The 26,932-nt window shown below is 62.2% G+C and carries 17 protein-coding genes; 10 read left to right on the top strand and 7 right to left on the bottom strand.

Annotated features, from left to right (window positions below):
• Nucleotides 1-118: 118 nt before the first annotated feature.
• Together leuS and LAN70_09470 are read right to left on the bottom strand one after the other, a co-directional pair.
• The gene (gene leuS / locus LAN70_09475) at nt 119-2,659 is read right to left on the bottom strand and encodes a leucine--tRNA ligase (protein MBZ5511385.1); all 2,541 of its coding nucleotides are present in this window, start codon (nt 2,657-2,659) and stop codon (nt 119-121) included.
• 97 nt (nt 2,660-2,756) lie between these two features.
• A complete protein-coding gene (locus LAN70_09470) occupies nt 2,757-3,758 on the bottom strand; it encodes a deoxyribonuclease IV (protein MBZ5511384.1) in 1,002 nt (333 codons plus the stop codon).
• Nucleotides 3,759-3,878: 120 nt separating this feature from the next.
• Between LAN70_09470 and cysK the strand changes: the two genes are divergently transcribed.
• From cysK to LAN70_09445, 5 genes are all read left to right on the top strand, one after another.
• Nucleotides 3,879-4,850, top strand: a complete 972-nt coding sequence (gene cysK, locus LAN70_09465; GenBank protein MBZ5511383.1) for a cysteine synthase A — start codon at nt 3,879-3,881, stop codon at nt 4,848-4,850.
• Between the two features lie 142 nt (nt 4,851-4,992).
• Nucleotides 4,993-6,045, top strand: a complete 1,053-nt coding sequence (gene aroF, locus LAN70_09460) for a 3-deoxy-7-phosphoheptulonate synthase (protein ID MBZ5511382.1) — start codon at nt 4,993-4,995, stop codon at nt 6,043-6,045.
• Nucleotides 6,046-6,152: 107 nt separating this feature from the next.
• Complete coding sequence (locus tag LAN70_09455; protein MBZ5511381.1) at nt 6,153-7,334, top strand: hypothetical protein; 1,182 nt, start codon at nt 6,153-6,155, stop codon at nt 7,332-7,334.
• A 213-nt stretch (nt 7,335-7,547) separates the two neighbouring features.
• Complete coding sequence (locus LAN70_09450; GenBank protein MBZ5511380.1) at nt 7,548-7,925, top strand: hypothetical protein; 378 nt, start codon at nt 7,548-7,550, stop codon at nt 7,923-7,925.
• Nucleotides 7,926-8,041: 116 nt separating this feature from the next.
• Complete coding sequence (locus LAN70_09445) at nt 8,042-9,088, top strand: UDP-N-acetylmuramate dehydrogenase (protein ID MBZ5511379.1); 1,047 nt, start codon at nt 8,042-8,044, stop codon at nt 9,086-9,088.
• 11 nt (nt 9,089-9,099) lie between these two features.
• Here the strand turns inward: LAN70_09445 and modC are convergent, their stop codons facing one another.
• Nucleotides 9,100-10,278, bottom strand: a complete 1,179-nt coding sequence (gene modC / locus LAN70_09440) for a molybdenum ABC transporter ATP-binding protein (GenBank protein ID MBZ5511378.1) — start codon at nt 10,276-10,278, stop codon at nt 9,100-9,102.
• 28 nt (nt 10,279-10,306) lie between these two features.
• Between modC and LAN70_09435 the strand changes: the two genes are divergently transcribed.
• Nucleotides 10,307-11,008: a VTT domain-containing protein gene (locus LAN70_09435; protein ID MBZ5511377.1), complete on the top strand. Its 702-nt coding sequence runs from the start codon at nt 10,307-10,309 to the stop codon at nt 11,006-11,008.
• Here LAN70_09435 and modB read toward each other — a convergent pair.
• Both modB and modA read right to left on the bottom strand, forming a co-directional pair.
• Nucleotides 11,005-11,679, bottom strand: a complete 675-nt coding sequence (gene modB / locus LAN70_09430) for a molybdate ABC transporter permease subunit (GenBank protein MBZ5511376.1) — start codon at nt 11,677-11,679, stop codon at nt 11,005-11,007. The genes LAN70_09435 and modB overlap by 4 nt on opposite strands.
• The gene (gene modA / locus LAN70_09425; protein MBZ5511375.1) at nt 11,676-12,491 is read right to left on the bottom strand and encodes a molybdate ABC transporter substrate-binding protein; all 816 of its coding nucleotides are present in this window, start codon (nt 12,489-12,491) and stop codon (nt 11,676-11,678) included. Before modA ends, modB begins: the two co-directional genes overlap by 4 nt.
• A 228-nt stretch (nt 12,492-12,719) precedes the next feature.
• On the opposite strand from modA, the gene LAN70_09420 reads away from it, so the two are divergent.
• The 4 genes from LAN70_09420 to lhgO all read left to right on the top strand — a co-directional run bounded on the left by LAN70_09420 (nt 12,720) and on the right by lhgO (nt 21,947).
• Nucleotides 12,720-14,225 carry an efflux RND transporter periplasmic adaptor subunit gene (locus tag LAN70_09420; GenBank protein MBZ5511374.1) on the top strand — a complete coding sequence of 502 codons (1,506 nt, stop codon included), beginning with the start codon at nt 12,720-12,722 and terminating at the stop codon, nt 14,223-14,225.
• Nucleotides 14,226-14,298: 73 nt separating this feature from the next.
• A complete protein-coding gene (locus tag LAN70_09415; protein MBZ5511373.1) occupies nt 14,299-15,090 on the top strand; it encodes an ABC transporter ATP-binding protein in 792 nt (263 codons plus the stop codon).
• A gap of 302 nt (nt 15,091-15,392) precedes the next feature.
• Nucleotides 15,393-20,537 (top strand): hypothetical protein, encoded by a 5,145-nt coding sequence (locus LAN70_09410; GenBank protein ID MBZ5511372.1) that lies wholly within the window; start codon nt 15,393-15,395, stop codon nt 20,535-20,537.
• Between the two features lie 195 nt (nt 20,538-20,732).
• Nucleotides 20,733-21,947 carry an L-2-hydroxyglutarate oxidase gene (lhgO, locus tag LAN70_09405; GenBank protein ID MBZ5511371.1) on the top strand — a complete coding sequence of 405 codons (1,215 nt, stop codon included), beginning with the start codon at nt 20,733-20,735 and terminating at the stop codon, nt 21,945-21,947.
• Nucleotides 21,948-22,024: 77 nt separating this feature from the next.
• Here lhgO and LAN70_09400 read toward each other — a convergent pair whose 3' ends face one another.
• Nucleotides 22,025-22,522 (bottom strand): hypothetical protein, encoded by a 498-nt coding sequence (locus LAN70_09400; GenBank protein MBZ5511370.1) that lies wholly within the window; start codon nt 22,520-22,522, stop codon nt 22,025-22,027.
• Nucleotides 22,523-22,787: 265 nt separating this feature from the next.
• On the bottom strand, nt 22,788-26,882 hold the full coding sequence (locus LAN70_09395; GenBank protein MBZ5511369.1) for a M36 family metallopeptidase: 4,095 nt from the start codon (nt 26,880-26,882) through the stop codon (nt 22,788-22,790).
• Nucleotides 26,883-26,932 lie beyond the last annotated feature (50 nt).

Raw genomic sequence — 26,932 nt, 5'->3', positions numbered from 1 at the left:
CGAATGAGGATTGCGCAGAGTTCTGCTGCTAACCGCAATACCGGAAAAGAAAGGCCGAGGGCCACGATTCCGGCCACTATTGCGCGCACTCTGCTCATGCCACTACCCGCAAACGCGCTCATTTCACGACGATGTTCACCAGCTTGTGCGGCACCACGATCGCCTTCAGGATTTTCTTGCCGTCAAGCGAGGAGAGCACCTTGGGATCGTTCAGGGCGAGTTGGCGCACGTCTTCTTCGCCGGCGTCGGCGGCCACCAGCAGGCGGGCGCGAATTTTTCCGTTCACCTGAACCACAATTTCGACCTGCTCCTCGCGGGCGAGCGCCGGGTCGTACTGCGGCCAGGGATGACGCAGCAGGCTTCCCTTCTCTCCGAGCATTTCCCAGAGTTCGTGCGACAAAAAGGGCGCGAAGGGATGCAGCAAGAGCACGAGATCGCGCTGCGCCTGTGCCAGTAAGGGGAGCGGAATGAGGCCGCGCTCAATTTCCGGGCGCAGCAGGTAGAACTCATTGACCAGCGCCATCAGGGTGGACACGCAGGTGTTGAAGTGCCAGCGTCCGGCAAACTCGTCGCTGATGCGCTTGATGGACTGGTGCAGGCGGCGCTGCATGCGGCGCGCTTCCGGCGACAGCTCGGCAGGGACAGGGCCGCGCCACCCCGGGACATTCGGCTTGGCGTTGGCGGAGACGAAGCGGTACACGCGCGAGAGGAAGTCCTGCACCCCCTTGACACCGGCGTCCTGCCAGTCGAGGTCGCGGTCGGGCGGCGCGGCGAACAGGGTGTACATGCGGGTGGCGTCGGCGCCGTAACGGGCAATCATGTCGTCGGGCGCGACTACGTTCCCCAAGTTCTTCGACATCTTGGCGCCGTCCTTGATCACCATGCCCTGGGTAAACAGGCGCTGTACCGGCTCCGCATTCGCCACCAGTCCCATGTCGCGCATGAACTTGGTCCAGAAGCGCGAGTAGATCAGGTGCAGGATGGCGTGCTCGACGCCGCCGATGTACTGCTCGATGGGAAACCAGTAATTCGCAATGCGGCTGTCAAACGGCGCACTGTCGTTGCGCGCGTCGGTGTAGCGATAAAAGTACCAGGACGAATCCACGAAGGTGTCCATGGTGTCGGTTTCGCGGCGCGCGCGGCCACCGCACTTCGGGCACGCGGTGTTCACCCACTCCGGCAGCCGCCCGAGCGGAGACCCGCCGGTGAGCGTGATCTCGACATTTTCCGGCAACCTGACCGGAAGCTCCTTTTCGGGTACGGGCACAATTCCGCAGCGCTCGCAATAGAGCATGGGGATGGGCGTGCCCCAGTAGCGCTGGCGCGAGATGCCCCAGTCCTTCAGCCGGTACGTAACGGTCGGTTTGCCGAAGCCGTGCTCCCGGGCAAAGGCGGCCATCTTCTTCATCGCTTCCACGCAGCCCAGGCCGCTGAACTCGCCCGAGTTGATGACCAGCGAGTCCGTCCCGCTGTAGGGGATGGTGGCATCGGAAAATTTTTCTTCGTCGGTTTCCCCTTCCCGGCGCGGCAGCACCACCACGCGGACTTCGAGTTCATATTTTTTCGCGAACTCGTAATCACGCTCGTCGTGCGCCGGGACGGACATGATCGCGCCCGTGCCGTAGTCCATCAAAATGTAATTCGCCACCCAGATGGGCACCTTGTCCTGGTTGAAGGGGTTGATAGCGTAGCGGCCGATGAACACGCCGTGCTTCTCGATGGCGCCCACATCCCCGACTTCTTTGGCCTTCCGCTGTTCCTCGACCAACGTGTTGATATCCGTGCGCAGTTCGGCATTGTCTGCTACCAGCTTGTCCACCAGCGGATGCTCGGGCGCGAGCTGGATGGAGGTGGCGCCGAAGATGGTGTCAATGCGCGTGGTGAATACCGAGATCTTGTCGGCAGCATCTTCGGCCTGAAAATCCACCAGCGCGCCTTCGCTGCGGCCGATCCAGTTCTGCTGCATGATGCGGACTTTTTCCGGCCAGCCGCTGAGCTGGTCGAGGTCGCGCAGGAGTTGTTCTGCGTAATCGGTGATGCGCAGAAACCACTGTTCCAGCTCACGCTGCTCCACCGGCGTGGTCTCATGGCGCCAGCAGCAGCCTTTGACCACCTGCTCATTGGCGAGCACGGTGGCGCACTCCGGGCACCAGTTCACCTTGCTCTTCTTGCGGTAGGCGAGCCCGCGTTTGTAGAGCTGGAGGAAGAGCCACTGGTTCCAGCGATAGTACTCGGGCAGGCAGGTGGTGATCTCGCGCTGCCAGTCGTAGGCGAAGCCGAGCCGCTTCATCTGCGACTTCATGTGCGCGATGTTGCCCAACGTCCACTCGCGCGGCTGCACCCCGGCTTTGATGGCGGCATTTTCCGCCGGCAAACCAAACGAATCCCAGCCCATGGGATGGAGCACGTTATAGCCCTTCATCCACATGTAACGGGCGAGGGCGTCGCCGATGGAGTAGTTGCGCACGTGTCCCATGTGCAGCGCGCCGCTGGGGTACGGCAGCATTTCCAGGACGTAATACTTGGGCTTGTCGGTGCTGGGCGGCTCGGCGCGATAGAGTTCGGGGTCGGCCTCGAAGCGGGCGGACCACTTCTCCTCGATCGGCTGGGGATCGTAGCGCTCTTCGCGGCGGTCGGTAATCTGCGGCGTATCGGCCATGAATGCGTAGTCCTGATGAAAGCAATTCTTGATTTTACAAGGTCGATGGTCGATGGTCGATGGTCGGCGGCGCGCGGGCGAGGGCGCCCGCGCCACATCACTTCCGGCGAGCGCGGGCAGCGGCCCCGGCGGGGGCGCCGGGGCCTACCGCATTCTGCTTTCGTACCGCCTTGTCGGCGACCAGGGACTTCAGCGTTTCCACATTTCGCAAGTCGTCTCCGGGATTATCAATCGGCGTCTCAGCAATAAACGCGCACGTTGCAAGCCGCGGATCGTTCAGCAGCCGCCGGAATGGCTCCAGCCCAATGGTTCCCTGCCCGATGTGCTGGTGGCGGTCCAGATGGGAGCCGCGCGCCGCCTTGGCGTCGTTGCAGTGCCAGACAGGCACGTTCTTCAGCCCGACCGTGCGGTCCAGGTGCTCCAGGGTCAAGGCGTATCCTTCTTCCGTAACGATGTCGTAGCCGGCGACATGGGTGTGGCAGGTGTCAATGCAGGCCTCGGCCGGCACAATGTCGCGCAGGACGCCGACGAGCGCCGCCACCTGCTCGAAGCTGCCGCCCAGGGAAAACTCGGCGCCGGCGGTATTTTCGATGAGAACGGTGAGGCCGCCACGGCGCAGATCGTGACCGCCGGCCGCCTCGGCAATCGACGCGCCGACCTTCGCCAGACCTTCCTCGCGGGTCATGCCGCGAAACGAGCCGGGATGGACCACCAGGTAGTCGGCGCACAGGGCGAGGGCGCGTTCGATCTCGCCGCGGAAGGCGGCGATTGATTTGCGGTGAAACTCGGAATTGCCGCCCGCCAGGTTCACCAGGTAGTTGGCGTGGATTACCAGCGGCTTCAGGTCATATTGCAGGCGCAGGCGGTTCATCGCATCGCATTGCGAGCTGGTGAGCTGGTACGGCGCCCACTGCCGCGGGCTCGACGAAAAAATCTGGAAGGCGCTGCAGCCCAGGCGGTAAGCGCGCTCGGCGGCATTCCCGGCCCCGCCCGCGGTGGAGGTATGGATGCCGATGCGGCGCGCAGTACGGCGTGGCGGTGTCTTCGGCGGCGGCAGCTTGAGAATGTCTTTCTGTTCCTGCGCCATGGAGCGGGGCATCGCGAATTAGATGGATGATTTACGATTGACGATTGACGATTTGTCATCGCTGGTCGCGACCCGCGCATCAGAAAATCAATACTCACGAATCACGATTTCCCAAAAGGACTTTTGGTGACTATGAAGATCGCTAACGATGTTACGGAACTGATTGGCCGCACCCCGCTGGTGCGGCTGAACCGCGTGACCGAGGACTGCCGCGCGACGGTGGTCGCGAAACTGGAGAGCTTCAACCCCTGCAACAGCGTCAAGGACCGCATCGGCGTCAGCATGATCCGCGAGGCGGAGCGCGCGGGGGCCATTGATCCCGGCAAGACGGTGCTGATCGAGCCGACCAGCGGCAACACCGGCATCGGTCTGGCCTTCGCGGCGGCCATTCGCGGATACCGGATGATCTTCACCATGCCGGACACCATGAGCCAGGAGCGGCGCGTGTTGCTGCGCGCCTTTGGCGCCGAGGTCGTGCTCACCCCCGGAATCAAGGGCATGAAGGGCGCCATCGCCAAAGCCAATGAACTGCTGGCGAAGACTCCGAATGCATTCATGCCGCAACAGTTTTCCAATCCCGCGAACCCGAAGATCCACTTCGAGACCACGGGGCCGGAAATCTGGGAGGACACCGACGGCAAGGTGGACATCATGGTGGCGGGCGCCGGCACCGGCGGCACCATTACCGGCGTCACCGAGTACATCCGGCCTAGAAAACCTTCTTTCCGCGTGGTGGCGGTGGAACCGGCAGAGAGTCCGGTGCTCTCGGGCGGGAAACCGGGACCGCATAATTCGCAGGGTATCGGCGCCGGCTTTGTCCCTGATGTGTTGCGCGCCGATTACATCAACGAAGTGATTGCCGTTCCAACCGACGATTCCGTTGCCATGGCCCGGCGCCTGCCGCGCGAAGAAGGCTTGCTGGTGGGGATCTCGTCGGGCGCGGCCGTGATTGCGGCGTTGCAGGTGGCGCGGCGCGAGGAGAACGCGGGCAAACTCATCGTTGTCATCTTGCCGGATTTCGGCGAGCGCTACTTGAGCAGCGCGCTGTTCGCCAATCTGCGCGAGGAAGCAGAGCGGATGCAGACCGAGGAAGTCGCAATGTGATGACATTAAACCGCGCAGCCTCGCCGCATTCCAGATCGCCCGATCACCAGATCACCCGATCACCGGATTGGCGGAAGCCATTGTCCCGCGTGCAGCATTGGCATTAGACTAGATGTTTCGTCTCGGGAGCATAGAGGTCATTATGTTGGTCGTCATGGATGCGCACGCCAGCGAAGAGCAGGTGCGCGCGGTTTGCGAAAAAATCGAGTCGATGGGGCTGCGCCCGCACGCCATTCCGGGCGCGCAACGAACTGCGATCGGCATCACCGGCAACCAGGGCATGGTGGAAATCGGCCTGGAGGACATGCCGGGCGTCCAGGATGTCATCCGGGTCAGCAAGCCGTACAAGCTGGTGAGCCGCGATGTGAAGGGCGAAGATACGGTCATCGCATTTCCCGGCACCGACACTACTATCGGCGGAGCTGACCTGGCGGTCATCGCCGGGCCCTGCGCCGTGGAATCGCGCGAGCAGGCGTTTGCGGTCGCCGAGCGTGTTGCCAAAGCGGGCGCGCGCTTCTTCCGCGGCGGCGCCTACAAGCCGCGCACCTCGCCCTACGCCTTCCAGGGACTGGGCGAAGAAGGCCTACGCATTCTGGCGGAGATCCGCGACCGCTTCGGGTTGCTGATCGTGACCGAGGCGGTGGACTACGAATCGCTCGACCTGGTGGAGCGCTATGCCGACATGATCCAGATCGGCGCGCGCAACATGCAGAATTTCTCGCTGCTGAAGCGCGCCGGAAAAGCCCGGCGTCCGGTCCTGCTGAAGCGCGGCATGTCGGCCACCCTGGAAGAATTCCTCATGGCGGCCGAATACGTGATGAGCGAAGGCAACTACCAGGTGGTGCTCTGCGAGCGCGGCGTGCGCACCTTCGCCGACCACACCAGAAACACGCTCGACCTGAGCATCGTGCCGGCCGTGCATCGCCTCAGCCATCTGCCCATCCTGGTGGACCCCAGCCACGGTACCGGCAAGCGCGACAAGGTGATTCCGCTGTCGCGCGCCGCCATCGCGGTCGGCGCCGATGGACTGATCGTGGAAGTGCACCACGATCCTGACCGCGCCTTGTCCGACGGCCCGCAGTCCATCTACCCGGAGCAGTTCGAGGCATTGATCGCCGAAATGCGGCAGATCGCGCCGATTGTGAAGCGCACGGTTCCGCAACCCGTGGCGGTGGCGGCAACACACATCCGGTAATCGGGCGATCAGGTGATCGTGTGATTTACCGCGCGGCAGAGCTTGTCCTGACGCCGAGCGCAGCGCGGCGGAAGGAGCCGCGCCGTTCTTGCTGGAATCGCTCTACATTGAGAAAAAACTTCCTCATCCTGGTCGCTGTCGCGGTGCTCGCGGCGGGGTTGCTTTCGGGCTGCCGGCGCAAGCAGCGCGATTACCCCGGCGACCTGAACGCCTACGTCAGCAATGGAAAGAGCGATAGCGTTTCGGTGATCGATCTTGGCCAGTTCAAGATCGCAAAGACGATCGCTGTCGGACGCAATCCCACGGGCGTCTCGGCCAACCCGAAGAAGAACGAGATTTACGCGGTCAACACCGAGTCCAACAACATCAGCTTCATTGACGCGACGAAAAACGTGGTGGTCGCGACCGTGGGCGTGCATCGCGCGCCGTATTTTATCGACGTTTCGGCGGACGGGACGCGCGGCTACGTGGCGAATTCCGGCTCCGCCAACGTCAGCATCCTCGATCTGGAGAAACGGCTCGTGCTGGCCACCGTGGGCGTGGGCGCGGCGCCGGGACTGGCGCGCGTCTCGCCGGATGGAAAAACCGTGGTGGTGTCCAACCGCGGCGGCAATTCCGTGTCGATCCTGGACACCGCGAAGATGCAGGTGCGCGCCACCGTGCCGATTTGCGAACACCCCGAGGACATTGCCATCCTCCGCGACTCCGGCAAGGCCTTCGTCGCCTGCACCGGGTCGGCGCAGGTGGCGGCGATTGATTTGAAGTCGGACAAGCTGCTTGCCCTGCTCGATGTCGGCAAGACTCCCATCCACCTTGCGCTTAAGCCCGACGGCGGCGAGCTGTTCGTGTGCAATTTCGATTCGGCATCGGTTTCGGTGATCGAGACCGCGGCCAACGAGGTCGGCGCCACCTACCTGATCGGCAACCAGCCGGTGCACGCGGTGGTCAGCGCCGATAATTCCCTGCTCTATGTCAGCAACTTCGGCTCGGACGCGGTGTCGGTGCTGAGCATTGACACCGGGCGCGTCATTGATTCCATTTCCGTGGGCAATCATCCCGACCAACTGGCGCTCACGCCGGCGGAGGATTTTCTGCTCGCGCTGGATACGCAGCCCGGCGACGTCGCGGTGGTGCGGCTCACCAAGCTGCCGCGCGGCGATAAGATCAGCTTGCCCGAGGCCATCATCAAGGGACAGAATCCGAACCGGCAGCGCGCGCTTTTTACCATGGTGCCGGTCGGAATCCAGCCCAATGGAATCGCGGTGAAAATGATAGCGCCCGCCCCCTAATCTTGGGGTTTCGTCCCTTCAGGTCTTCTGCTGTGCTCACCTTGCTTGAAAGTTAGCGTCTATCAAACCCTATTCGCTGATGGTGCGGCCGAGCACCGCCGCGCACCACAAAGTGCGCGTCGCCCGCTCCGGACGGTGCTTGACGAGGGCAGTCCGGACTCTGACGACGCCGATTGCGGGAGCCACGCCGGCTCAACGCAGGAAGGAATTGCGATGAACAGAGTAACGAAAACCCTGGTGTTGGTTCTGCTGGTGACGATTGCCGCGGGCGCGTTCGCAGCGGACGCGTCCTCCCCCCGTGCCGGCAAGACGTGGAGCATCACCTTCTACAACTCAACCAAGGTGGGAACGACCATGCTGCCCGCGGGCACCTATAAGGCCCAGCAGCTCGTAGATGGCGACAACCACGTGCTCGTTTTCAAAGACGCGGGCAACAAAGAACGGGCGCGCGTCAACTGCACCATCGAGCAACTGGACAACAAGGCGGCTGAAACCGAGTACGACACCACCAAAAACGACGCCGGCGAAAAAGTTTTACAGTCGGTCGTATTTGGAGGCGACAGGTACAAGCACAAGGCCGTGACACCATAAGCTGCGGCGCCAGCTTGGAATTCAAATCACAACCGGCGGTTCCACGACCGCCGGTTTTTTTCTTTGCCTGTGCGGGGCCGGGTAGCTGGCAGTACTCCGTGTATAGTTTCGAGCGCATGCAAATCGTCGAACATGTGCCGCTGGCGCCGCTGACGACGCTGCAGGTCGGAGGCGCGGCGCGATATTTCGCGACCGCCGTCACCGCCGCGGACGCGCGGCAGGCGGTGGATTGGGCAAAGTCGCGCCAGCTTCCGCTCTTCGTACTCGGAGGCGGCAGCAATCTGGTGATCGCCGATACCGGGTTTCCCGGCCTGGTGCTCCACATCGGCATCAGCGGTGTCGAGCGTCTCTCGGAAAACGGAAAGCAGATGTTTGAAGCCGGCGCGGGAGTCGCGTGGGACGCGCTCGTCGCCCAGGCAGTCGCGGCCAATTGCGCCGGCCTGGAATGCATGAGCGGCATTCCTGGCACCGTGGGCGGCACGCCGGTGCAGAACGTCGGCGCGTACGGGCAGGAAGTTTCCGAAACCATTGCGGAAGTACAGGTGCTGGATCTCCGCGACGGGCAGTTGCGCAGCCTCTGCAACGAGGCGTGCCGGTTCGCGTATCGCTGCAGCATCTTCAACAGCGGCGAGCGCGGGCGCTACATCATTTTGAAAGTGAAGTACGCGCTGCAAGCGGGAGGAGAGCCGACCATCCACTACCGCGACCTGAAAGCATATTTTGCCTCCTTGCCCGCGACCACCCGGCCCACACTCGCTGAGGTGCGCGAGGCGGTAAGAAAAATCCGTTTGTCGAAAGCCATGCTGATCGTGGAAGGCGATGAGGATTCGCGCAGCGCCGGCTCATTCTTCAAGAATCCCGTGCTCGATGCGGCGGAGTACGAGCGCGTTGCCGCTTGCGCCGGCGGAACCGTGCCGAGCTATCCCGCGCCCGGCGGGCGCTGCAAAATTCCAGCCGCCTGGCTGGTCGAGAACGCCGGGTTTCACAAGGGGTACACCCGCGGCCATGTCGGGCTCTCGCGCAAGCACGCACTGGCCATCGTGAACCGCGGCGGCGCTACCGCAGCCGAAGTCATCGCCTTGCAAGACGAGATTCGCCGCGCCGTACAGGACAAAGTCGGCGTAGCCCTGGCGCCCGAGCCGGTATTCGTCGGCTTCGAGTAGGTGGGAATTTCTCACCGCAGAAGATGGCAGGAATAGGTCTTGATCACCAGCCACACCGCGCGTCCGGGTATCAAGTCCAGGGATTGTTGCGCCGCCGGCGTGAGGTGGACCTCCATTTCCGAACCGGTGGCTGCGTCGCCGCACCGCACCCGCGTTACCACCGTCACGTCGCGACGCACCAGCGAAACAATGGTCGCGGGCAGCAGGTTGCGCGCGCTCAGCCCCTCCGGTTTCGCCTTGGCCAGCAGGATGTCGCCGGCGCGAATGCCGATGCGCACCGCTTCTCCAACCGCGGCGTGCCCCAACGGGACTTCCAGTTGCACATCCCCGGCGATGCGGCACGTCATGGTCCCGAGGTCCTCGTGTAGCGCGGCCACCGTGCCGTCGAAAATATTTTCGAAACCCGCCGCCTGCGCCAGCGACTCCAGCCGGGGGGCGTGCAGCACCTCCTGCGGCAATCCATTCGCGACCACTCTTCCCTGCTCCAGCGCGATCACGCCCTCGCCGAGCGCAAACAACTCGTCGCGACTGTGGGTGACATAGAGCGCGGGAATGCGGTGCGCGTCATTCCAGGCGCGCAGGTCCTGGATGATCGCCGTCTTGGTCGCAACGTCGAGCGCGGAGAGCGGCTCGTCCAGCAGCAGCACGCGCGGATTGGTGACCAGCGCGCGCGCCAGGGCGGTGCGTTGCCGTTCGCCACCGGAGATTTCCCCTGGCCGGCGTTCGCGAGTATGCCGGATGCGGAATGCGTCCACGATCGCGTCCACGGCTTGGCGGCGCTGCTCCTCCGGCAAGCGGTCAAGACCATACGCGATGTTCGCTTCCACGCTCATGTGGGGAAATAGCGCCAGCGTCTGGAACACATAGGCGACGCGCCGGCTTGCCACCGGCACATTCACCTTTGTCTCGGAGTCGAACAGCACCATGCTGCCCACGGCGACGCGCCCCGAGTCCGGCGCCAGCAGCCCGGCAATGCACTCCAGCAGCGTGGTCTTGCCCGCGCCCGATGGCCCAAACAGCATGGTGATGCCCGCGGCAGCCGTGAACGACACTTCCAGCGTGAAGCTCTCGGACAGCCGCTTGCGGAGCGAGACGGCGAGCGCGGATGGTGGTGGGCAGGTCGTAGCGGGACATTGTAATCGGTCGCTGCTGCCATGATTGATGCCTCGTCGCTTTTTCCCGCCGCGCACCGCAATTCACATCTAAGCTAGCTGTGGGATGGAAATCGTTCCGGCCAAAATCGTGCACGCTAAAGTCGCGCCTCAGGTGAAGCTCCTGGCAGCGGCTTCCCTCTGGACCACCCTGCGCCGCTGGGGCGGGCCCGGCTTGTGTCTGATCGGAATCATTGACAGCTCGTTCATTCCGACGCTGGGCAGCCTGGATATTTTCAACGCCGTGCTCTCCGCGCGCCATCACGACCTGTGGTGGTACTACGCCATGATGAGCACGGCCGGATCGGTGGCCGGCGCCTACCTGATGTACCGCTTGGCCAGCGGCGCCGGGACCGGGTGGCTGCAGAAGCGGATGGGGGCGGCGCGGGTCGCCCGCGTTGACGGCATGCTGGAAAAGTACGGAGTGTTCGCCGTGGTGATTGCGGGGGTCGCGCCGCCGCCATTTCCCAGTTCGCCGTTTTTCGTGGCGGCGGGGGCGCTGAAATTTCCGATTCGCAAGTACCTGGCCGCGCTCGTCGCCGGGCGCGCGTTTCGTTATTCGCTGGTGGCCTGGATCGCGTCACACTACAGCCGCCGCATCATCCGCGTCTTCCGCCATCCCCAGCAGTACGCGGTGGTCACCATCAGCATCACCGTCGCGGTGGTGCTGGTGTTCGTGGCGGCGGCATTGGTCTGGCATCGCATCGGCCAGGAAATCGAGCGCGCCCAGCAGGAGGCGCAGGGCAAGCAGCAAGTTCCGAGCTGCTAGCGAAACGGCCAGACCGCCCATACCTTGCGGTTCAGCGCATACACCAGCGAGAGCACAACAAAGGAAAAAATCAGCAGCAGCAGCGCGGTTTGCCCCGCCTGCGCGAACTCCGACGCCTGCACCCGGTCGTAAATATCAATGGAGACGGTGCGCGTCACGCCGGGAATATTTCCGCCGATCATCAGCACGACGCCAAATTCGCCGACCGTGTGCGCGAAGCTGAGAGCGATTCCGGTCACCAGCCCCGGCTTGGACAGCGGCAAGACCACGCGCCAGAACGTCCGCCATCCAGAAGCCCCCAAGGTGGCCGAAGCCGCCAGCAGGCGCGTGTCCACGGCCGCAAACGAAGCGGCGAAGGGCTGCACCGCGAAGGGCAGGCTATACAAGATCGAGCCGATCACCAGGCCCGCAAAGGTAAACGCCAGCGTGTGGCCGGTCAGCGATTGATACCAACGCCCGAACCACGTCGCGTTGCCGAACAAAACCAGCAGGTAGTAACCGAGCACCGTCGGCGGCAACACCAGCGGGACCGACACCACGGCTTCGATCAGGAACTTCCAGCGCCAGCGCGAATAGGTGATCCAATAGGCGATCGGCAACCCGATCACCACCAGCACACCGGCCACGATCACCGCCAGCCGCGCGGTCAGGGCGAAAGCTTGCCAGTTCATCGTTGCGTTCCCGGCGGCTCGTAGCCATAACGCGTCAGCACCGCCGCCGCCTCCGCCGACCTGATGTAATCAAGAAACTTCGCCGCTGCGGATGGATTTTTCGCACTCTTAAGAATCACGCCGGCTTGCCGGATCGGCGTATACAAGCCGGCCGCGATCTCTTGGTACTTTCCCCGCTCCTTCATCGCCGGCGCGAGCGCCAGTGACAGAGGAATGATGCCAACATCCGCGTTACCCGAGCGGACGAATTCTGCCGTCTGCGCAACGTCTTCCCCCAGGACGAATTTTCCTGCGACACGCTCGTACAGTCCAGCTTTGCGAAGAAACTCGACTGCTGCCTTGCCGTAAGGCGCGTGCTGCGGGTTGGCAATGGCAATTTTGTGCACGGAATCCAGGAGCAACATCTGCGGCTGGAGTCGGCCAACATCAATGCCGGACGCGTTTGTGACCCACAAAACCAGTTTCCCCGTCGCATAAACGGCAAGTGACCCGGGTGCAGCCGCACCTTTGGTTTCCAGGTTGCGCGGGTAATCCTCGTCCGCGGAAAGAAATACGTCGAAGGGGGCGCCGTTCTCGATCTGCATCGCCAGATTACCGGAAGCCCCGTACACCAGCGTGACACGCGTTCCGTTGCTTTTTTCGAAGTCGGCGGCAATCTCGCGCAGGGCGGGGCCAAGATTGGCAGCGGCCGCCACGGTCAGAGTGGTTTGCGCCTGCAGCGCACAGCTTGCGCAAATGACGGCCAGCAACACAACTGCGATGGACCGGCAGACCGGCGGACCGACAGGCCCTGCTCTTGTGACCCGCGTCATAGACCTCTCCCGCGAAAAAGCATCGAATCTTGGACCAACGATTGTACGCGCCCGGTCTCAGGGGCCGGAATCCGAAGCCAGTTGCGGTTCCATTCCGCGCGCGCCACAATAGATGCAGGGTGTAATTTTTTGTAAAAACGCGCAGTGCTCTCCGGCAGGGCGAGATACACTTAAAGATTGCACCGTGCTCATCTGCGATCATAAGTCATAAGAGAGGCTGTTTCCCTCGTGAACATACTGAAGAACAAATGGACGATTGTGGCCGTCATCCTGGTCGCCGTGGTGCTGTTTGCGGCCTTCGGACTCAATCGCAAGGACAAAACGCAATACTTTACCGCCCGGGCGGAGCGCGGCGACATCCGCGCCGTGGTGGATGCCACCGGCACCATTAACGCCGTCACCTCGGTCCAGGTCGGATCGCAGGTTTCCGGGAACATCTACCGGCTCCACGCCGATTTCAATTCCAAGGTCAAGCACGGTCAGTTGATCGCCGAGATTGAACCCTCGCTTTTCGACGGCGCGCTGCTCCAAGCCAAGGCTGATTATGAAAACGCCAAGGCCAATGTCGCTTCCGCCAAGGCAAATCTGGAAAAAGCAAAGGCCGCGCAGGAGCAGACCAAGGCCGATTACGAGCGCACCCTGGGTTTGACCAGGCAGGGCGTCATGAGCCAGCAGCAGCTCGATCTCGCCAAGGCCAATTACGACTCCGCCGTCGCTGCCGTTTCCGCCGCCGACGCCCAAGTGACGCAGGCCGTGGCCCAGGTCGAACAGCGCAAGGCCGCGGTTTCAGTGGCGCAAACCAATCTCGATCACTGCTCCATCTACGCCCCGATTGACGGCACCGTAGTCAACCGCGCCATCGACGTCGGACAGACCGTCGCCGCCTCCTTACAGGCGCCCACGTTGTTCACCATCGCGCAGGACCTGACCAAGATGCAGGTCTACACCAAGACCGACGAAAGCGACGTCGGCCAGATCCGGGTCGGCCAAAAGGTTTCCTTCAAGGTGGACGCCTTCCCACGCGAGACCTTCAGCGGCGCGGTTTCGCAGATCCGCATGAATCCCACCACGGTGCAGAACGTCGTCACCTACGACACCATCATTGATTTCGACAATCCCGAACTCAAGCTCTTTCCCGGCATGACCGCCTACGTCACCATCCCGGTGGCCAGCGCGCGTGATGTCATCAAAATTCCCAACGGGGCCCTCCGCTACACGCCGGACTTAAAGCCTGACGAACTCCGCGCATTGCTCAAGGAGAACGGCATCGAGCCCGCTGGCGGACGCCGCCGCGCGGGGCAAGGCGAAGGTCAGGGACAGCCGGGAACGCCGGCGCAAGTCCCTGCACAACCGGCAACGCAAGCGAGTGGAGGACCGCCGCAAGCCCAAGGCCAGCCACGCGCGAGTGGCGCGCGCGGTCCGGGAGCTCAAGTCGCAAGCGGTGCCCCCAGTACCGGTGGACACCGCGCCGGTCAGGGCGGCGAGCAGCCCGGCGGCGGCGTGAAGCCGCACGAAGCAGCGCCGACCGATCTCGGCATTGTCTGGACGCAGTTGGCCGACAAGACCCTGAAGCCCGTCCAGGTACGCACCGGCATTACTGACCACACTGTCACCGAGTTGGTGCAGGTGTTGCACGGCGACCTGAAGGAGGGCGACGAACTCATCATCGGCGCCAGCAAGAGCGGGCGTGCGAGCGTGGGAGGGCCAATGGGTGGTCGCCCGCCGGGACGGTAAGGCAGTTGGCAGTTGTTGGTTGATGACAAACCAGAGAGCGTGCCGCAGACTTTAAGTGATACTTTAATTCTTCATGGGAACCACTTCACAAACGACCACATCCTCGACATCACAAACCACCGCTTCCACCCCCGTCATCCATGTCGAAGAGGTGCACAAGTACTACGACCTGGGCGAAGCGAAGGTGCACGCCCTGCGCGGTGTTTCGGTGGACATCGCCGCCGGCGAGTTCGTTGCCGTCATGGGCGCCAGCGGCGGCGGCAAATCCACCTTCATGAATATCCTTGGCTGCCTTGACCGGCCCAGCAGCGGGCGCTACGTGCTGGAAGGCACCGACGTCTCCACCCTGACCAAGCGCGACCTGGCCGCCATCCGCAACCGCAAAATCGGATTCGTCTTCCAGGGATTCAACCTGCTGGCGCGCACCACCGCCATGGAGAATGTCGAATTGCCGACGCATTATGCCCGCATCCCGCGTGAGGAAGCGACGCGCCGCGCCGTGGCCGCGCTCAACCAGGTCGGCCTCGCGGATCGTGCCGAGCACTTCCCTTCCCAGCTTTCCGGCGGGCAGCAGCAGCGTGTTGCCATCGCTCGCGCGCTCGTCAACCTGCCCACCATCCTGCTCGCCGACGAACCCACCGGCAATCTCGACAGCCGCACCGCGGTGGAAATCATGGACATCTTCCAGCGCCTCAACGAAGAGCGCGGGCTGACCATCGTGCTGGTTACGCACGAGCCAGACATTGCGCAGTTCGCCAAGCGCAATCTCTTCTTCCGCGATGGAAAAATCCGCCGCGACGAAGTGCTCTCCAACCGCCCCCGCGCCATCGAAGTTCTACAGCACATGCCGGTGCTGGAAGACTAGGCTGCGGGCTTCAGGCTTCGGGCTCCAGGCGTGCTGGAAGCCTTAGGCACGAAACTCAACCGACCAAGCTCAACCGGCCAAAGAAAATCGAACCGTTTCTGCCTTGCGCCTGAAGCCTGGAGCCTGAAGCCTTTCTTAGGTTCCCTTCCCGATTGACAGAGTTCCTAGCCAGCAACATACTTGACCGCTTTCCCAGAATCCTTCTGCTGCCAGGAATTATGAGATCAGTTGTCAGGCCATTCCTGTCCTTTCCCATGGTTCTATTGCTGCTTTGTTCGACCGCCTTCGCGCAAGGCGCCAAAGTGTCAACGGAAAATCCCGCTGAAAGCGAGCGCGACCGGCCCCAGGAGCGCGCCAAGTGGTTCATGCGCGGGCGCATGGTGGACGGCAAGCCCGGCGCCGAGCAGCTCCACCGCGCCTACGACCAGAAGCTGAATAATCGCCGCTTACTGGGACTGGCCTGGGCCACTGCCGCTCAGGGCACATCCGGTAGAACCACCGCGTCTCCCAGGCCGTTGTTCGTGCCGGCGCCGGCCGGCAGTGCGCCGTGGAATTTCCTCGGCCCAGCCCCAACCTCCACCGCCGCCTTCAACAACCTCAAGCAGCAGAACTACGGCCCCGCCGTGGGACGCGTCACCGCGGTTGCGGTGGACCAGGGCGACACAACCGGCAACACGGTGTACATCGGCGGCGCATCCGGCGGCGTGTGGAAGACCACCAACGCGGTGAGCGCCGCGCGCACCTGCGACAGCAACGGAGTCTGCACCGCGCCGGTAACGTGGGCTCCTCTCACCGACGGCCAGGCGACGCTCACGGTCGGCTCCATCGCGCTTCAGCCCGGCAACAGCAACCTCATCCTGGTCGGAAGCGGCGAGGCCAACAACTCCGCCGATTCGTATTACGGCCTCGGCATCCTGCGCTCCACCGACGCCGGCGCCACCTGGAGCTTGATCAGCAGCGCCACCTGCCCCACTCAAAATCCGGCCTGCGCTGCGTCGGGAACCGTGTCGTTCCATGGCCTGGGGTTCACGCATATTGCCTTCAGCACCGATGCCCCTAGCCGCGTGGTCGCCACCGCCGCGGCGGCCAGCGGCGGCATCAGCGTCGGCGCCGAGACCGGCGGCAGCAATGCCCGAGGAATCTACTTCTCGACGGACGTGGGCATCACCTGGACGCGTGCAAAGGTCACCGATGACTCATCGGGTGCGACTCAAATTACTCCCGATCCCGGCTCCGCCAATGCCGTCATCTACAATGCGCAGCAACACAAGTTCTACGCCAACCTCCGCTTCCACGGCGTGTATTCCTCTGCTGATGGCGCCACCTGGACGCGCCTGGCCAACCAACCCGCCAACATCACGCTGTCCAATTGCCCCTCCTCCCCGGCAAGCAGCGGTTGTCCCCTCTACCGCGCGGAGATGGCAATCGTCTCCGGACGCGACGAGATGTACGTCTGGGTTTACAACTCCAGCGAGAATGACATCGGAATCTTCCAGACCAAAGACGGCGGGCAAAGCGCCTGGACGCAGATCTCGACCACCGGCATTGATAACTGTGGACCGGAGCAGGGTTGCGGCAACGATTCCACCGGCCAAGGCACTTACAACATCGCGCTCGCCGCGGTGCCCAACGGCACTTCCGCTACCGATCTCTATGCCGGAGGCGTCAACGAATACAAGTGCGCCATCAATCCGGTAACCAACGCCACCTGCACCACGTCGCCCTTTTTGAACCTGACGCATGTATACGGTTGCAGCCCGACTGCCAATATCGCCCACGTTCATCCCGACGAACACGGCGTTGATTTCCTGGGGAACGACGGCACGGGCGCGTTTTTCGCCGCCCACCCCACGTTCAGCCCTCCCGTCTTCTTTGGCAACGATGGCGGCGTCTATCGCGTGCTGCAAAGCTCGTCGCTGACCAACGGAACGTGTCCGGCATCGGGTGCAACACCGGCCAGCCCATTTGACAACCTCAGTTCCTCCACCGGCTTTTCCATGATCCAGTTTGTGGGCTTCTCGCAGGCCGCCTCCGACGCCACGACCCTGGTCGGCGGCACTCAGGACAATGGATCGCCGGCGGTGAGCAGCGCTTCTCCTTCCACCGGCAATTGGCTGCAAGTCAACAATGGTGACGGCGGATTCAACGCCATCAACCCGCTCAACGCCAACGAATGGTTCACCTCCAATCCCGCCCCCCTCACCCTGGGTGGCGGAATTCAGCGCTGTGCGACAGGGATTACCTGCACGTTTCAGACTTTCCTTTCGGCCATCACGCAAAACCAGATCGGCAGCGACAATTCGTCCTTCTACACGTTTTTCACGCTCGATCCGCAGGCCTCAGGCCGAATGCTGGTGGGCTCTTGCCGCGTCTGGCGCGGCAATAGCGACGGCTCCGGCAGCGACTGGTCGTCCGGCGGTGGGAGTCCGCTCAGTCAAAATTTCGACACCGGCACGACAGGAAGCGGGGCCACTTGCGGCGCGAGCACGCCATTTTTTGTGAACACCATCACCGCTGGCGGCCCGTGCAACGGAACGTGCGATCCGGGAGCCACGCCTGGAACAAGCAGCGGTGGAGGCTCACAGGTCGTCTGGGCGGGCATGGAAGGCATTGCCGATTCCAGCAGCGCGGCTGTGCAATGTCCCAATGGCCTTCCCTGCGGCGGCCAGGTGTGGGTAACCACTCAAGCAGATGCTGATCTTTCAACAACGCCGAATAAGTGGAGCGAGGTCAGTGGCCTCACTACCAACCCTAGCACCGCCTGCACCTCCACGCCGTCGGCCTGCAACATCAATCCCAAGCACTACAACATTTCCGGCATTGCGCTGGATCCCAAGGACGCCACCGGCAAGACCGCGTACGTCACCGTCATGGGCTTCGGCGTCGGCCACATTTTCAAGACCACCGACGCCGGCGTCACCTGGGCCAAGCTCGACGGCGATCCCAGCACCACCGGCCTGCCCGACGCCCCCGCCGACGCCGTCGTCGCCGATCCCAGCGTCGCCAACCTGGTTTATATCGGCACCGACGTCGGCGCATTCCAGTCAATCGGAGATGGCACCTGGACCGAGCTTGGCCCCTCTTCCGGCGCCGGCTCCCTGCCCAATGTGACGATCACGCAGCTAAAGATCTACAACAATCCCAGCGACTCCATTCCGCTGCGCCTGCGCGCCTCCACCTACGGCCGCGGCATCTGGGAAATTCCCATCAGCACCGCGCCCGGTTTTCAGTTGAGTGTTACTCCGGCAGCGGCAACCTCCATCGTCGGCCAAACCGCCACCCTGAACGGCACCATCACATTGTTCAACGGCTACAACTCCTCGATTTCTATTTCTTGCCAGCCGGTCGGCGGCGCCCTTCCCTCGACGTGCACCGCCAACCCGCCGACGCTAGCCCCAGGAGCCACCACGTTCACCGTGACTGTCGGCGATTCCACCGCAGCCACCTTTAATTTCAAGATTGTCGCCGTCGGTGGCGATCCCAAAGCCGTGACCCAGCAGTTTCCGGTGACTCTCAACTCCGTCATCCCGTTCAGCCTGGGAGCAGCCGCCGACACAAGCGCTCCCGCAGGCGGTGCCGCCACCACCAGCTTTACGGTCACCGCCTCCACTGCTGTCTCCGGCACCATCAATGTTTCCTTCGCATGCTCGGGACTGCCGGCAGGCGCCGGCCCGTGTGGCTTTTCACCCGCCGTTCCGACCTTGAGTGCTGGGCAAACCGCCAGCGTAAGCGTCACAATCCCGACGGCCTCGACCACCCCTATCGGCAGCTATTCAATCACGATTACCGGAACCTATTCCGGATTCTCGCAGACAACGACGACAACCCTAAGTGTGACAACGCCGCCCGACTTCACCATGAGTGCGCTGTCGCCGGCGAGCTTGAACCTGAGCACGACCGACACGGCTGCCAGCAGTTTCACTCTCCTGCCGAACACCACGCTGTCCGGCACGGTAAGTCTCTCCTGTACTGGCTTGCCAACCGGCGCAGGACCCTGCGCCTTCACTCCTGCTTCGCCGAGCCTCACCGCCGGGCAGACAACTGCCACCTCGGTGCAAGTGACCCTGCCGCTTTCCGCCGTCGCGCCGGGGACCTACACGGTCGCCGTCAACGCCAGCGTGTCAACTACCAACGGCGTGGTTCTGCATTCGCAGTCGCTGACGCTGAATGTGACCGGCAACTCGTGGGGAATTTCGGCCGGCAACCTGTCTCCCACGCCCGCCAGACCCGGACAGCCACTTTCTGGCACCGTGACCATTACACCTTCCGCGTACACCGGCACAGTTTCGCTCACATGCGCCCTGTCTGATTCGACCGGTACATCATGCGGCTTTTCTTTACCAAGTTCTCCGACAACGATTCTGACTACCTTAACGCTTACGTTCACCCCGGCGACGTCGTCGACCGCTCAGACGGTCAACGTGGTCGTTACCACCACGGTCGCCACCCCGGCAACAAACCAGGTGGTCACTGTCACCGCTCAAGACACGACTACCAGCAAGAGCCAGACGTTCAACTATTCGATCATCGACTATGCCCTCACGACAGGGACTCCGGCTGCGGTCATACCGAATGGCGCCAGCGGATCAACCCAGATTCCAATCACCATCGCCCCGCTAAACGGCTTTAACGCAACTGTGAACGTGACGTGCACCGGGCCGTCCGGCTCCGGCGTGGGATGCTCGCTCAACCCGCCGGGACCAAATTTCCCCATTAACGGATCTGTATCCGTGCCGCTTACGACGGCAACCATTTCCGGCCCGAACTGCACCAACAGCGCGAATTCCTGCGGCGGTTCCTACGCGATTACCATCGCGACATCGGACTCGATTGTCAGCCATAGCATGACGCCCAATCTGCCGGTTCTCGATTTCAGGATGACCCCGACTACCACCACCGGCTCGGTGACAGCAGGTCAGTCCGGGGTCTACACCATTGCAATCGCACCAGGGTCGGCAGGAGCGACGGGGTCCGTCACGGTCTCGTGCACTTCGGGCGTGCCGAGTCTCGCCGCATGCCAGTTTGGCGCAAACAACGCCTCGTCCATAACTTTGGATCCAACGAACGGTCAGGTTTCCACCGTGCTCACCGTGACCACCACCGCGCCCAGTGTGTCGCTACTGCGCCCGCCTTCGGACAGACATACCGTTCCTCTCTACGCCTTCTGGCTGACCTTGCCCGGCATCGTGGTTGGGATCATCGGAATCGGGGTTACGCCCAGGAACCGGCGCGGAAAATTGCTCGGTCATATCGGGCTGGTTGTAGTGCTCGGAATCTTGCTCATGCTGGCAAGTTGTGGCGGAGGCGGCGGCGGTAGCACCACCACGCCACCGATCCCCAAGCCGGGCACGCCCGCGGGCACATACCAAATCACCGTTACCGGCGCCTCCGGCAGCGGGGCCACCTCCCTGTCGCACTTCACACAGATCACCCTGCAGGTGAACTAGTGCAGAGTGCCGCCGGCAGTTCAGATCTCCATTAACTATGGTGGTACTCTCGACTCCCCGGCACCACCTTCACCATTTGCGCTCGCGCTACAGTCTGAATGGCGCCGTGATCTCGGGTGTAAGTTTCTGATTCCATTATGAATGGGGGGAGGGGGTCCGGGGACGTTCTAATGTTTACTTTCAAACAAACGTTACATGACTGATAACCACTTCCATCTCATCATTATCGGCGGCGGAATCGTCGGACTCGCCACCGCCATGGAAGTTACGCGCCGCTTCCCCGCCCTGCGCCTCGCCGTCTTGGAGAAGGAAGCCGGCCTCGCCGCCCACCAGAGCGGCCACAACAGCGGCGTTATCCACTCTGGCCTTTATTACCGTCCCGGCTCGCTGAAGGCGAAGTTGTGCGTCGCCGGCGCCTCCGCCATGGTCGCCTTCTGCCGCGAGCATGGCATCGCGTATGAGATCTGCGGCAAGGTGGTGGTCGCGACCGACGAGCGCGAACTTCCGGGCTTGGAGGAGTTGCAGCGCCGTGGTCATGCCAGCGGTGTCTTCGGCCTGGCGATGATCGGCCCGGAGCGCTTGCGCGAACTGGAGCCGCACGCCGCCGGAATCCGCGCACTGCACGTGCCCACCACCGGCATCACGGACTACGCCGCCGTCACCCGCAAGTATGCGGAAATCGTCGCGGCGGCGAATGGAACCGTGCTGACGGGAACGGAAGTCGTGGGGATCGTGCGCGGCAGCGGAGAAGTTGTGGTGCAGACTACGCGCGGGGATTACCGTGCAGGATTTCTAATCAACTGCGCCGGGCTGTACAGCGATCGGATCAGCCGTTTGGCAGGTGCTGAAACCGATGTCAGGATTATTCCGTTTCGCGGCGAGTATTACGAGATCGCGCCCGCGCGGCGGAGCCTGGTGCGCGGCCTGATCTATCCCGTACCCGACCCCGACCTGCCCTTTCTTGGCGTGCACTTCACCCGGCGCGTGGACGGCAGCATCGAAGCGGGCCCCAACGCGGTGCTGGCGTTGCGCCGCGAGGGCTATCGCAAGACCGACATCAGCATCGGCGAGTTAGGCCAAGCCATGACCTTCGGCGGCTTCTGGCGCATGGCGCGCAAGTTCTGGAAGGTGGGCGCCGGCGAGTACTACCGGTCGCTCAACAAAGCGGCGTTCGTGAAGGCGCTGCGACGGCTAGTCCCGGAGTTGCAGGCCGCCAATCTTGCGCCGGGCGGCTCGGGCGTGCGAGCGCAAGCCGTGGACCGCAGCGGCAAACTGGTGGACGATTTTCGGTTTGCCGTCAGCGAGCGCGCCGTGCACGTCGTCAACGTTCCCTCGCCCGCAGCGACGGCCTCGATCGTCATCGGCCGGGAGATCGTGAAGATGGCGGCGGAACGCCTAACGAATGCATGAGAGCCCGCCATCAGCGCGCGCGTGCACTCAATGAACAGCAGCCGCAGACCGCCTCGTCATGGGAAAGTTGTGCGCTTCTAGGGGAGTCGGTGCAGGCACAAGATCCTGCGCTTCGCATCAATACTGACAAGCTCGAACTTGTAGCCGAGAATCTGCGCTTCCGGCATCTTGACCGTTCCGAAGCGAAATTCGGTCTTCTCGCCGGTTTGCGTATTGACCGCCTCTCCGGCTGCCGCAAGCTCGCCTTGCCAAACACACGACTTTCCTGGAGGGCAGCGGGAATCGGCAAACCCGGTTACGGTGAGGCGAAGCGGTGTACCGGAAACGTCGACAGGTGTGCCGAGTGCGAGAACGATATCAGCAGCGGACGAAGGACGGTACCGGAAGCACGGGACGGAAGTCCCGAGCTCGAAGCGCGTTTTGATTGCGACTTGGGAGATAGTGCCGGCATTGGCGCAGGCGGTCGCGAGCCAGCAACCGGCGGAGGCGGGGCGGGCGCTGCCACTGCCGGAGTGATCAGCCGTTGTTCGCTGCCTTGCGGTGAAATCACCTGCTGTGGCCGTTTGTCTTGCCATGCAATATAAACCGCCGCGGCGGCGGCGACAGCGAGAAGGGCCGGCGCCCACATGCGTTTTTGATGGGTCTTCATAGCACCCGTGCCACGCTGGATTGGTGTCTGTTCGGGTAGCAAAATAGATGCTAGACAGAAGATGGCCTGGCGATGAGCGAAGGTTGCGTGCCCTCGCCATCGCCAAGCCAAGAGGTGTGAAGATCCACTGCGAACCCAACGGCGCCACAGAACGCACGAGCGGTCGAGGCGCCGTTACAATCTGGTTCTGTTTAGTTCTGTGCTCCTATCGGAATGTCCGTAGAGTTGCCGAAATAGAAATTTCCCACGTCGACAATGAACCAGTGGCCAATTCCGCCGCTGACGCGGTACACCGCGATCCGGGCCCTCCCATCTCCTACGTAATCGCCCGGCACGGGGATGTCGCCCGCGGCCCCAAAATAGAATGTGCCCACACCGTTGATGAACCATTGACTCGTCGTTGGGCGGAAGACTGCCATTTCTGTTCTGCCATCGCCGTTGTAATCTGCTGGGACGGGTATATCGCCCGTCAGCAGACTGCCAAAGACCGACTTTACGATTACTCCGTCGGAACTCCTTCGGTATGTCCAAGTCAGGTTGTCGGTTAGCTCATCGGTCGACTCGTGGGCCACGACAGCCAGGTCAATAAGGCCATCGCCATCAAAGTCGCCGACGACGGGGATCGCATCCGGTGCATTGGACAAAATCAATCCTGCCGGCAAACCTGGCACAAACCACTCGCCTGTAGGCTGACGAAATACAGCCACGGTGAAAGTACCGTTAGTCGCGTAGTCTCCAGGCATGGGGATGTCTCCAAGAGTGCCACAGCCGAACGCGGTAACAGTGACGCCAGCGATAAACCACTGGCAGGTAGTGGGCCGGAAGATGGCAATTTCGGACTTGCCGTCCGCGTTGTAGTCCGCGGGCACGGGCACGTCCCCAATGCCGCCGAACACAGCTACAAGTCCGCTGGGATTAATGAACCATTGACCTGTGCTGGGACGGAAAACACCGAAATTCGATGCTCCGCTGGAAGCCAAGAATCGTCCAGCCTGGTTGCGCATGAGGCGAACGTCATTGCCTTCCATCACGACGCGGACGTTATCCACGTACCAGCCCTCGTAGGCATTTCCACCACTGTCGAGGGAATCGAAATAGAACTGGACTTGAATGGTCTTGCCGGCAAACGGCGCCAGGTTGATCCGCTGGTGAGCAAAACTGCTGCTGGTGTAATAGCCGATGGTGTTCAGGTTGCGAAACGCAACCTGGGTGAAGGTGGCAAAGTTGTCAGTGGACACGCGTACATAACCGGAGTCGTAGATCGAGAAAGCTTCCGTCGCCAAGAAATCATCGAATTCCAATACCAGGTTGCTATTGCTCAGCACCCGCGGGAGAGCGATGGGCGGTGAAGTCAGCGTGCCCAGCACACGGCTGCCGTTGCTGTAGGTATGGGTGGATTCCAGCCCAAAGTAGAAGGAGTGTCCCCCGGGGAGGTCCGCCGAGCGGTAGGTGGTGATATGCCAGAGATTGTTGGGGTTCGGATCCAAGGTCCAACCGCCCATGCCCGACTCGGCGCGATCCTGCCACACGATCCGGCGGATGGGATCCACCTTAGGATTGTCAAAAGCTGCAAACACCGTCGTGGCGTTGCTGCTCCCCGTCGCATGCGGTTCGATCGACGCTGATGACCCCATGCCGCGCGCGGCGAAGACACGCACGATGGTTGCGATGTGCGCCCCCCCGGAGTCCAGCACGTCGGCGACATAGATGGCATTGCGGGCATCCAGCATCGATGGGGAGGGGGGCGTCAGCTTCATCGCATCGGTAACCAGTTGTATGAAGGTGTCGCCACCCAGTTGAGTACGCAAATCCCACATGGTAGAGGCCCAGATTTCGCCATCGGTGTGCACTTCCGGCACGAATATAGATCCAATGGGCGGGGCAAACGATGGGGGAAGCAGTACCTGCACGCGATTGCCGAATTGCGCATAGGTGAGCGGGCTGTTGTTGTAGGCCACGGTGCGAATCCCGGTGGTGCTGTTTCCGGTGGCATACACGCCCATTATCGGCGTATTGTTGAAGTGAGCCGCGTAGGCATCGCTCCAGCCCTCTCCCAACGCCCCACCCTGGTATCCTGCGAGAGCCGTCACATTCAGAGGTCCGCCGACCAGGCGGTTGGAGAGACCGTGGGTTAACTCATGGATGGTGACGGTCGCGTCGAGAACACCATCCACATTTCGGAAGCCGCAGAACTGCTGGGAGAAGAGGAAGAACATGGTGATCCCCGGTGTACCATCTTCCGGGGTCGCAAAAAACGCATTACACAGGTCGCCATTAAGGACACCCGCCTGCGCTCCCGCCAGAACCATATCTCCGCCCACACCTCCGCGACCGAAGTTGTCGTATTGGAAGTTGCCCGCCGCTTCGGTGAACCCGAGGTGATACATGCGATCATGGTACAGATTGGCCTGAACAAAGAGGTTCACGATGGCGACGTTGATGTCGGGGGCAGGATAGGGCTCTGCGATGCCCTGTCCGGCGCTCACCAGACTGGTGACGGGCAGATCAGCCGAGAAATCACGCAGCCACAGCACCGTGTTGGCGCCTCCTCCCGGACTGATACCCAGAACACCAACCGAGGCAGCCACGGCCTGATAATCAACGTCAATCACGTCCGCCAAGGCCCCGGCGCCATGATTGTGCAACGTGATCTGAAACGTGTTGGAATTGGTTGTGAGGAACTCCGGGATGGCGGAAAAAGTGATGCGAAGGCTGGTTCCGGTGCCTTCCGCGAAGGTATCGAGGAAAACGTGGCCCGGGTTGGCCGATGGATCGAAGTCGTCCCAGAGGGGAGCAATCGCCGCCGTGACGCGGAGTTTGTCCGTCCTCGGGTAACCGTCCGAATCCCCGGCGGCAAAGGTCACCAGACCATTGCTGCTGATGTAGAAGGTGGTGTACGGGGTTCCATAAAACTGGAAAGTAAAGCCGGTCGCCGTAACGCTGGCGAAGCAGTCATCGCATGTGCTGACGCCAGCCACTGTGACGGTGCCGGGAGCGGTGAATGCCGCGGAAGAAAGCGTTACGTCATAACCTCCCGTCACGGCATTTGGGGCGTAGCGAACCCGCTTATTGGCCAGATCGAATGTCGTGAGTTGGCTTGAGCCAGTATTCAAAAAGGTGTTCTTAAAGGTGTAAACGCTGAAGTTCCCTCCGGCGGCATGCGAATCCTGAATCAGGGGGAAACCGGCGTTGACGGAGAGGAAGCTGCTCGTATTTTCCAGATCGCCATCGTGATCTTCGCCGGCGACAACATTGTTGCCACGCGTTTTTTGCGGAGAGAAACCAAACACCCAGGTGTTAGGCGAGGCAAGCGGGTCACCATTGAAGGAGATTTGCTGTGCCGGCGTGGCATCCGGGCTGATCGGAAAATAGAGCCCCTGGTCGGATTTGAACAGGTTGTAGCGGAATAGGAGCTCTCCACTGACGGCGTCTACCAGCATGTCGTACCAACCCAGACGCCGAGCGGAATTCAGGCGCACGCGCCAGGCCAGCCGCGCGGTGCCGTCGATGGGGAACCACACCAGCCGCGCCCACGGCTTGCTGGTGAACGGCCCCTGCTCGAATTCTGTGAGTTGGTCGTCGGTTTGCGGGAGCGTGTAGTACTGGGGGTTGTATTTCAAGTCGGGGAAAACGTTCGCTGCAGCCCGCCGCACCGCCTCAAACGCATCGATCTTGTAAGCCAGAGGTGGAAACTGCAATCCGGGATGGAGCGAGCCGGCCAAGTTGCCCAGCGCTCCGTCGCGGTCAAACGCGGCGGTGACATCTCCTTGAAAGACTTCAATTCGGTTGGCGAATTGTTTGAAGATGACGTGAGTGACGCCATTATGAGCGTCGGTGTAGTTACGGACGCCGAGGAACCGATTCAGGTCGCTGTCGCTCATCCGGAAAAGCTCCGGGTGGGAGCGCAGGAACCCGATCACGGCATCGCTGGACGGGGTGCCGGGCGCGCTCAACCGGCCTTTCGTCGCAAACAGGTGGCGCGGCACGCCGGACGCGGCGTCGTACGATACCGACACCTCCGCCCTCTTTCCGAGGCTGCGTTGCAGCGGCTGGACATCGCCGGGAGCATGCGTGGGCGGCGTCGTGGGCCGCCACCGGTTGCGCATGTCGAAGTCGGTGAGCGGAAGGCCTCGTGCGGCTCGCTCAGAATCGCGCATCCACAAGAACGATGCATCTCGGGTGGGATCCGGACGTGGTCCGGGAATTCTCTTGGTGGAGTTCTGCGCATTGGCGTACAGGCTGAAACTCAATGTGATCAGCAGAAGACGAAGGATTAGCGATTTCATTTCATGCCTCCATTCAGGGAACGTGTTTGCGGTGACGTTTTATCCTGAAG

This window comes from Terriglobia bacterium, assembly GCA_020072845.1.
In the GTDB taxonomy this organism is placed as follows: Bacteria; Acidobacteriota; Terriglobia; order Terriglobales; family Acidobacteriaceae; genus JAIQGF01.
This window is presented reverse-complemented; position numbering and strand designations above follow the sequence as displayed.

Coding starts and splice junctions, on each gene's coding strand:
- leuS (MBZ5511385.1), bottom strand. CDS start 2,659: ATGGCCGATACGCCGCAGATTACCGACCGCCGCGAAGAGCGCTACGAT.
- LAN70_09470 (MBZ5511384.1), bottom strand. CDS start 3,758: ATGCCCCGCTCCATGGCGCAGGAACAGAAAGACATTCTCAAGCTGCCG.
- cysK (MBZ5511383.1), top strand. CDS start 3,879: ATGAAGATCGCTAACGATGTTACGGAACTGATTGGCCGCACCCCGCTG.
- aroF (MBZ5511382.1), top strand. CDS start 4,993: ATGTTGGTCGTCATGGATGCGCACGCCAGCGAAGAGCAGGTGCGCGCG.
- LAN70_09450 (MBZ5511380.1), top strand. CDS start 7,548: ATGAACAGAGTAACGAAAACCCTGGTGTTGGTTCTGCTGGTGACGATT.
- LAN70_09445 (MBZ5511379.1), top strand. CDS start 8,042: ATGCAAATCGTCGAACATGTGCCGCTGGCGCCGCTGACGACGCTGCAG.
- LAN70_09435 (MBZ5511377.1), top strand. CDS start 10,307: ATGGAAATCGTTCCGGCCAAAATCGTGCACGCTAAAGTCGCGCCTCAG.
- modB (MBZ5511376.1), bottom strand. CDS start 11,679: ATGAACTGGCAAGCTTTCGCCCTGACCGCGCGGCTGGCGGTGATCGTG.
- modA (MBZ5511375.1), bottom strand. CDS start 12,491: ATGACGCGGGTCACAAGAGCAGGGCCTGTCGGTCCGCCGGTCTGCCGG.
- LAN70_09415 (MBZ5511373.1), top strand. CDS start 14,299: ATGGGAACCACTTCACAAACGACCACATCCTCGACATCACAAACCACC.
- lhgO (MBZ5511371.1), top strand. CDS start 20,733: ATGACTGATAACCACTTCCATCTCATCATTATCGGCGGCGGAATCGTC.
- LAN70_09400 (MBZ5511370.1), bottom strand. CDS start 22,522: ATGGCAAGACAAACGGCCACAGCAGGTGATTTCACCGCAAGGCAGCGA.
- LAN70_09395 (MBZ5511369.1), bottom strand. CDS start 26,882: ATGAAATCGCTAATCCTTCGTCTTCTGCTGATCACATTGAGTTTCAGC.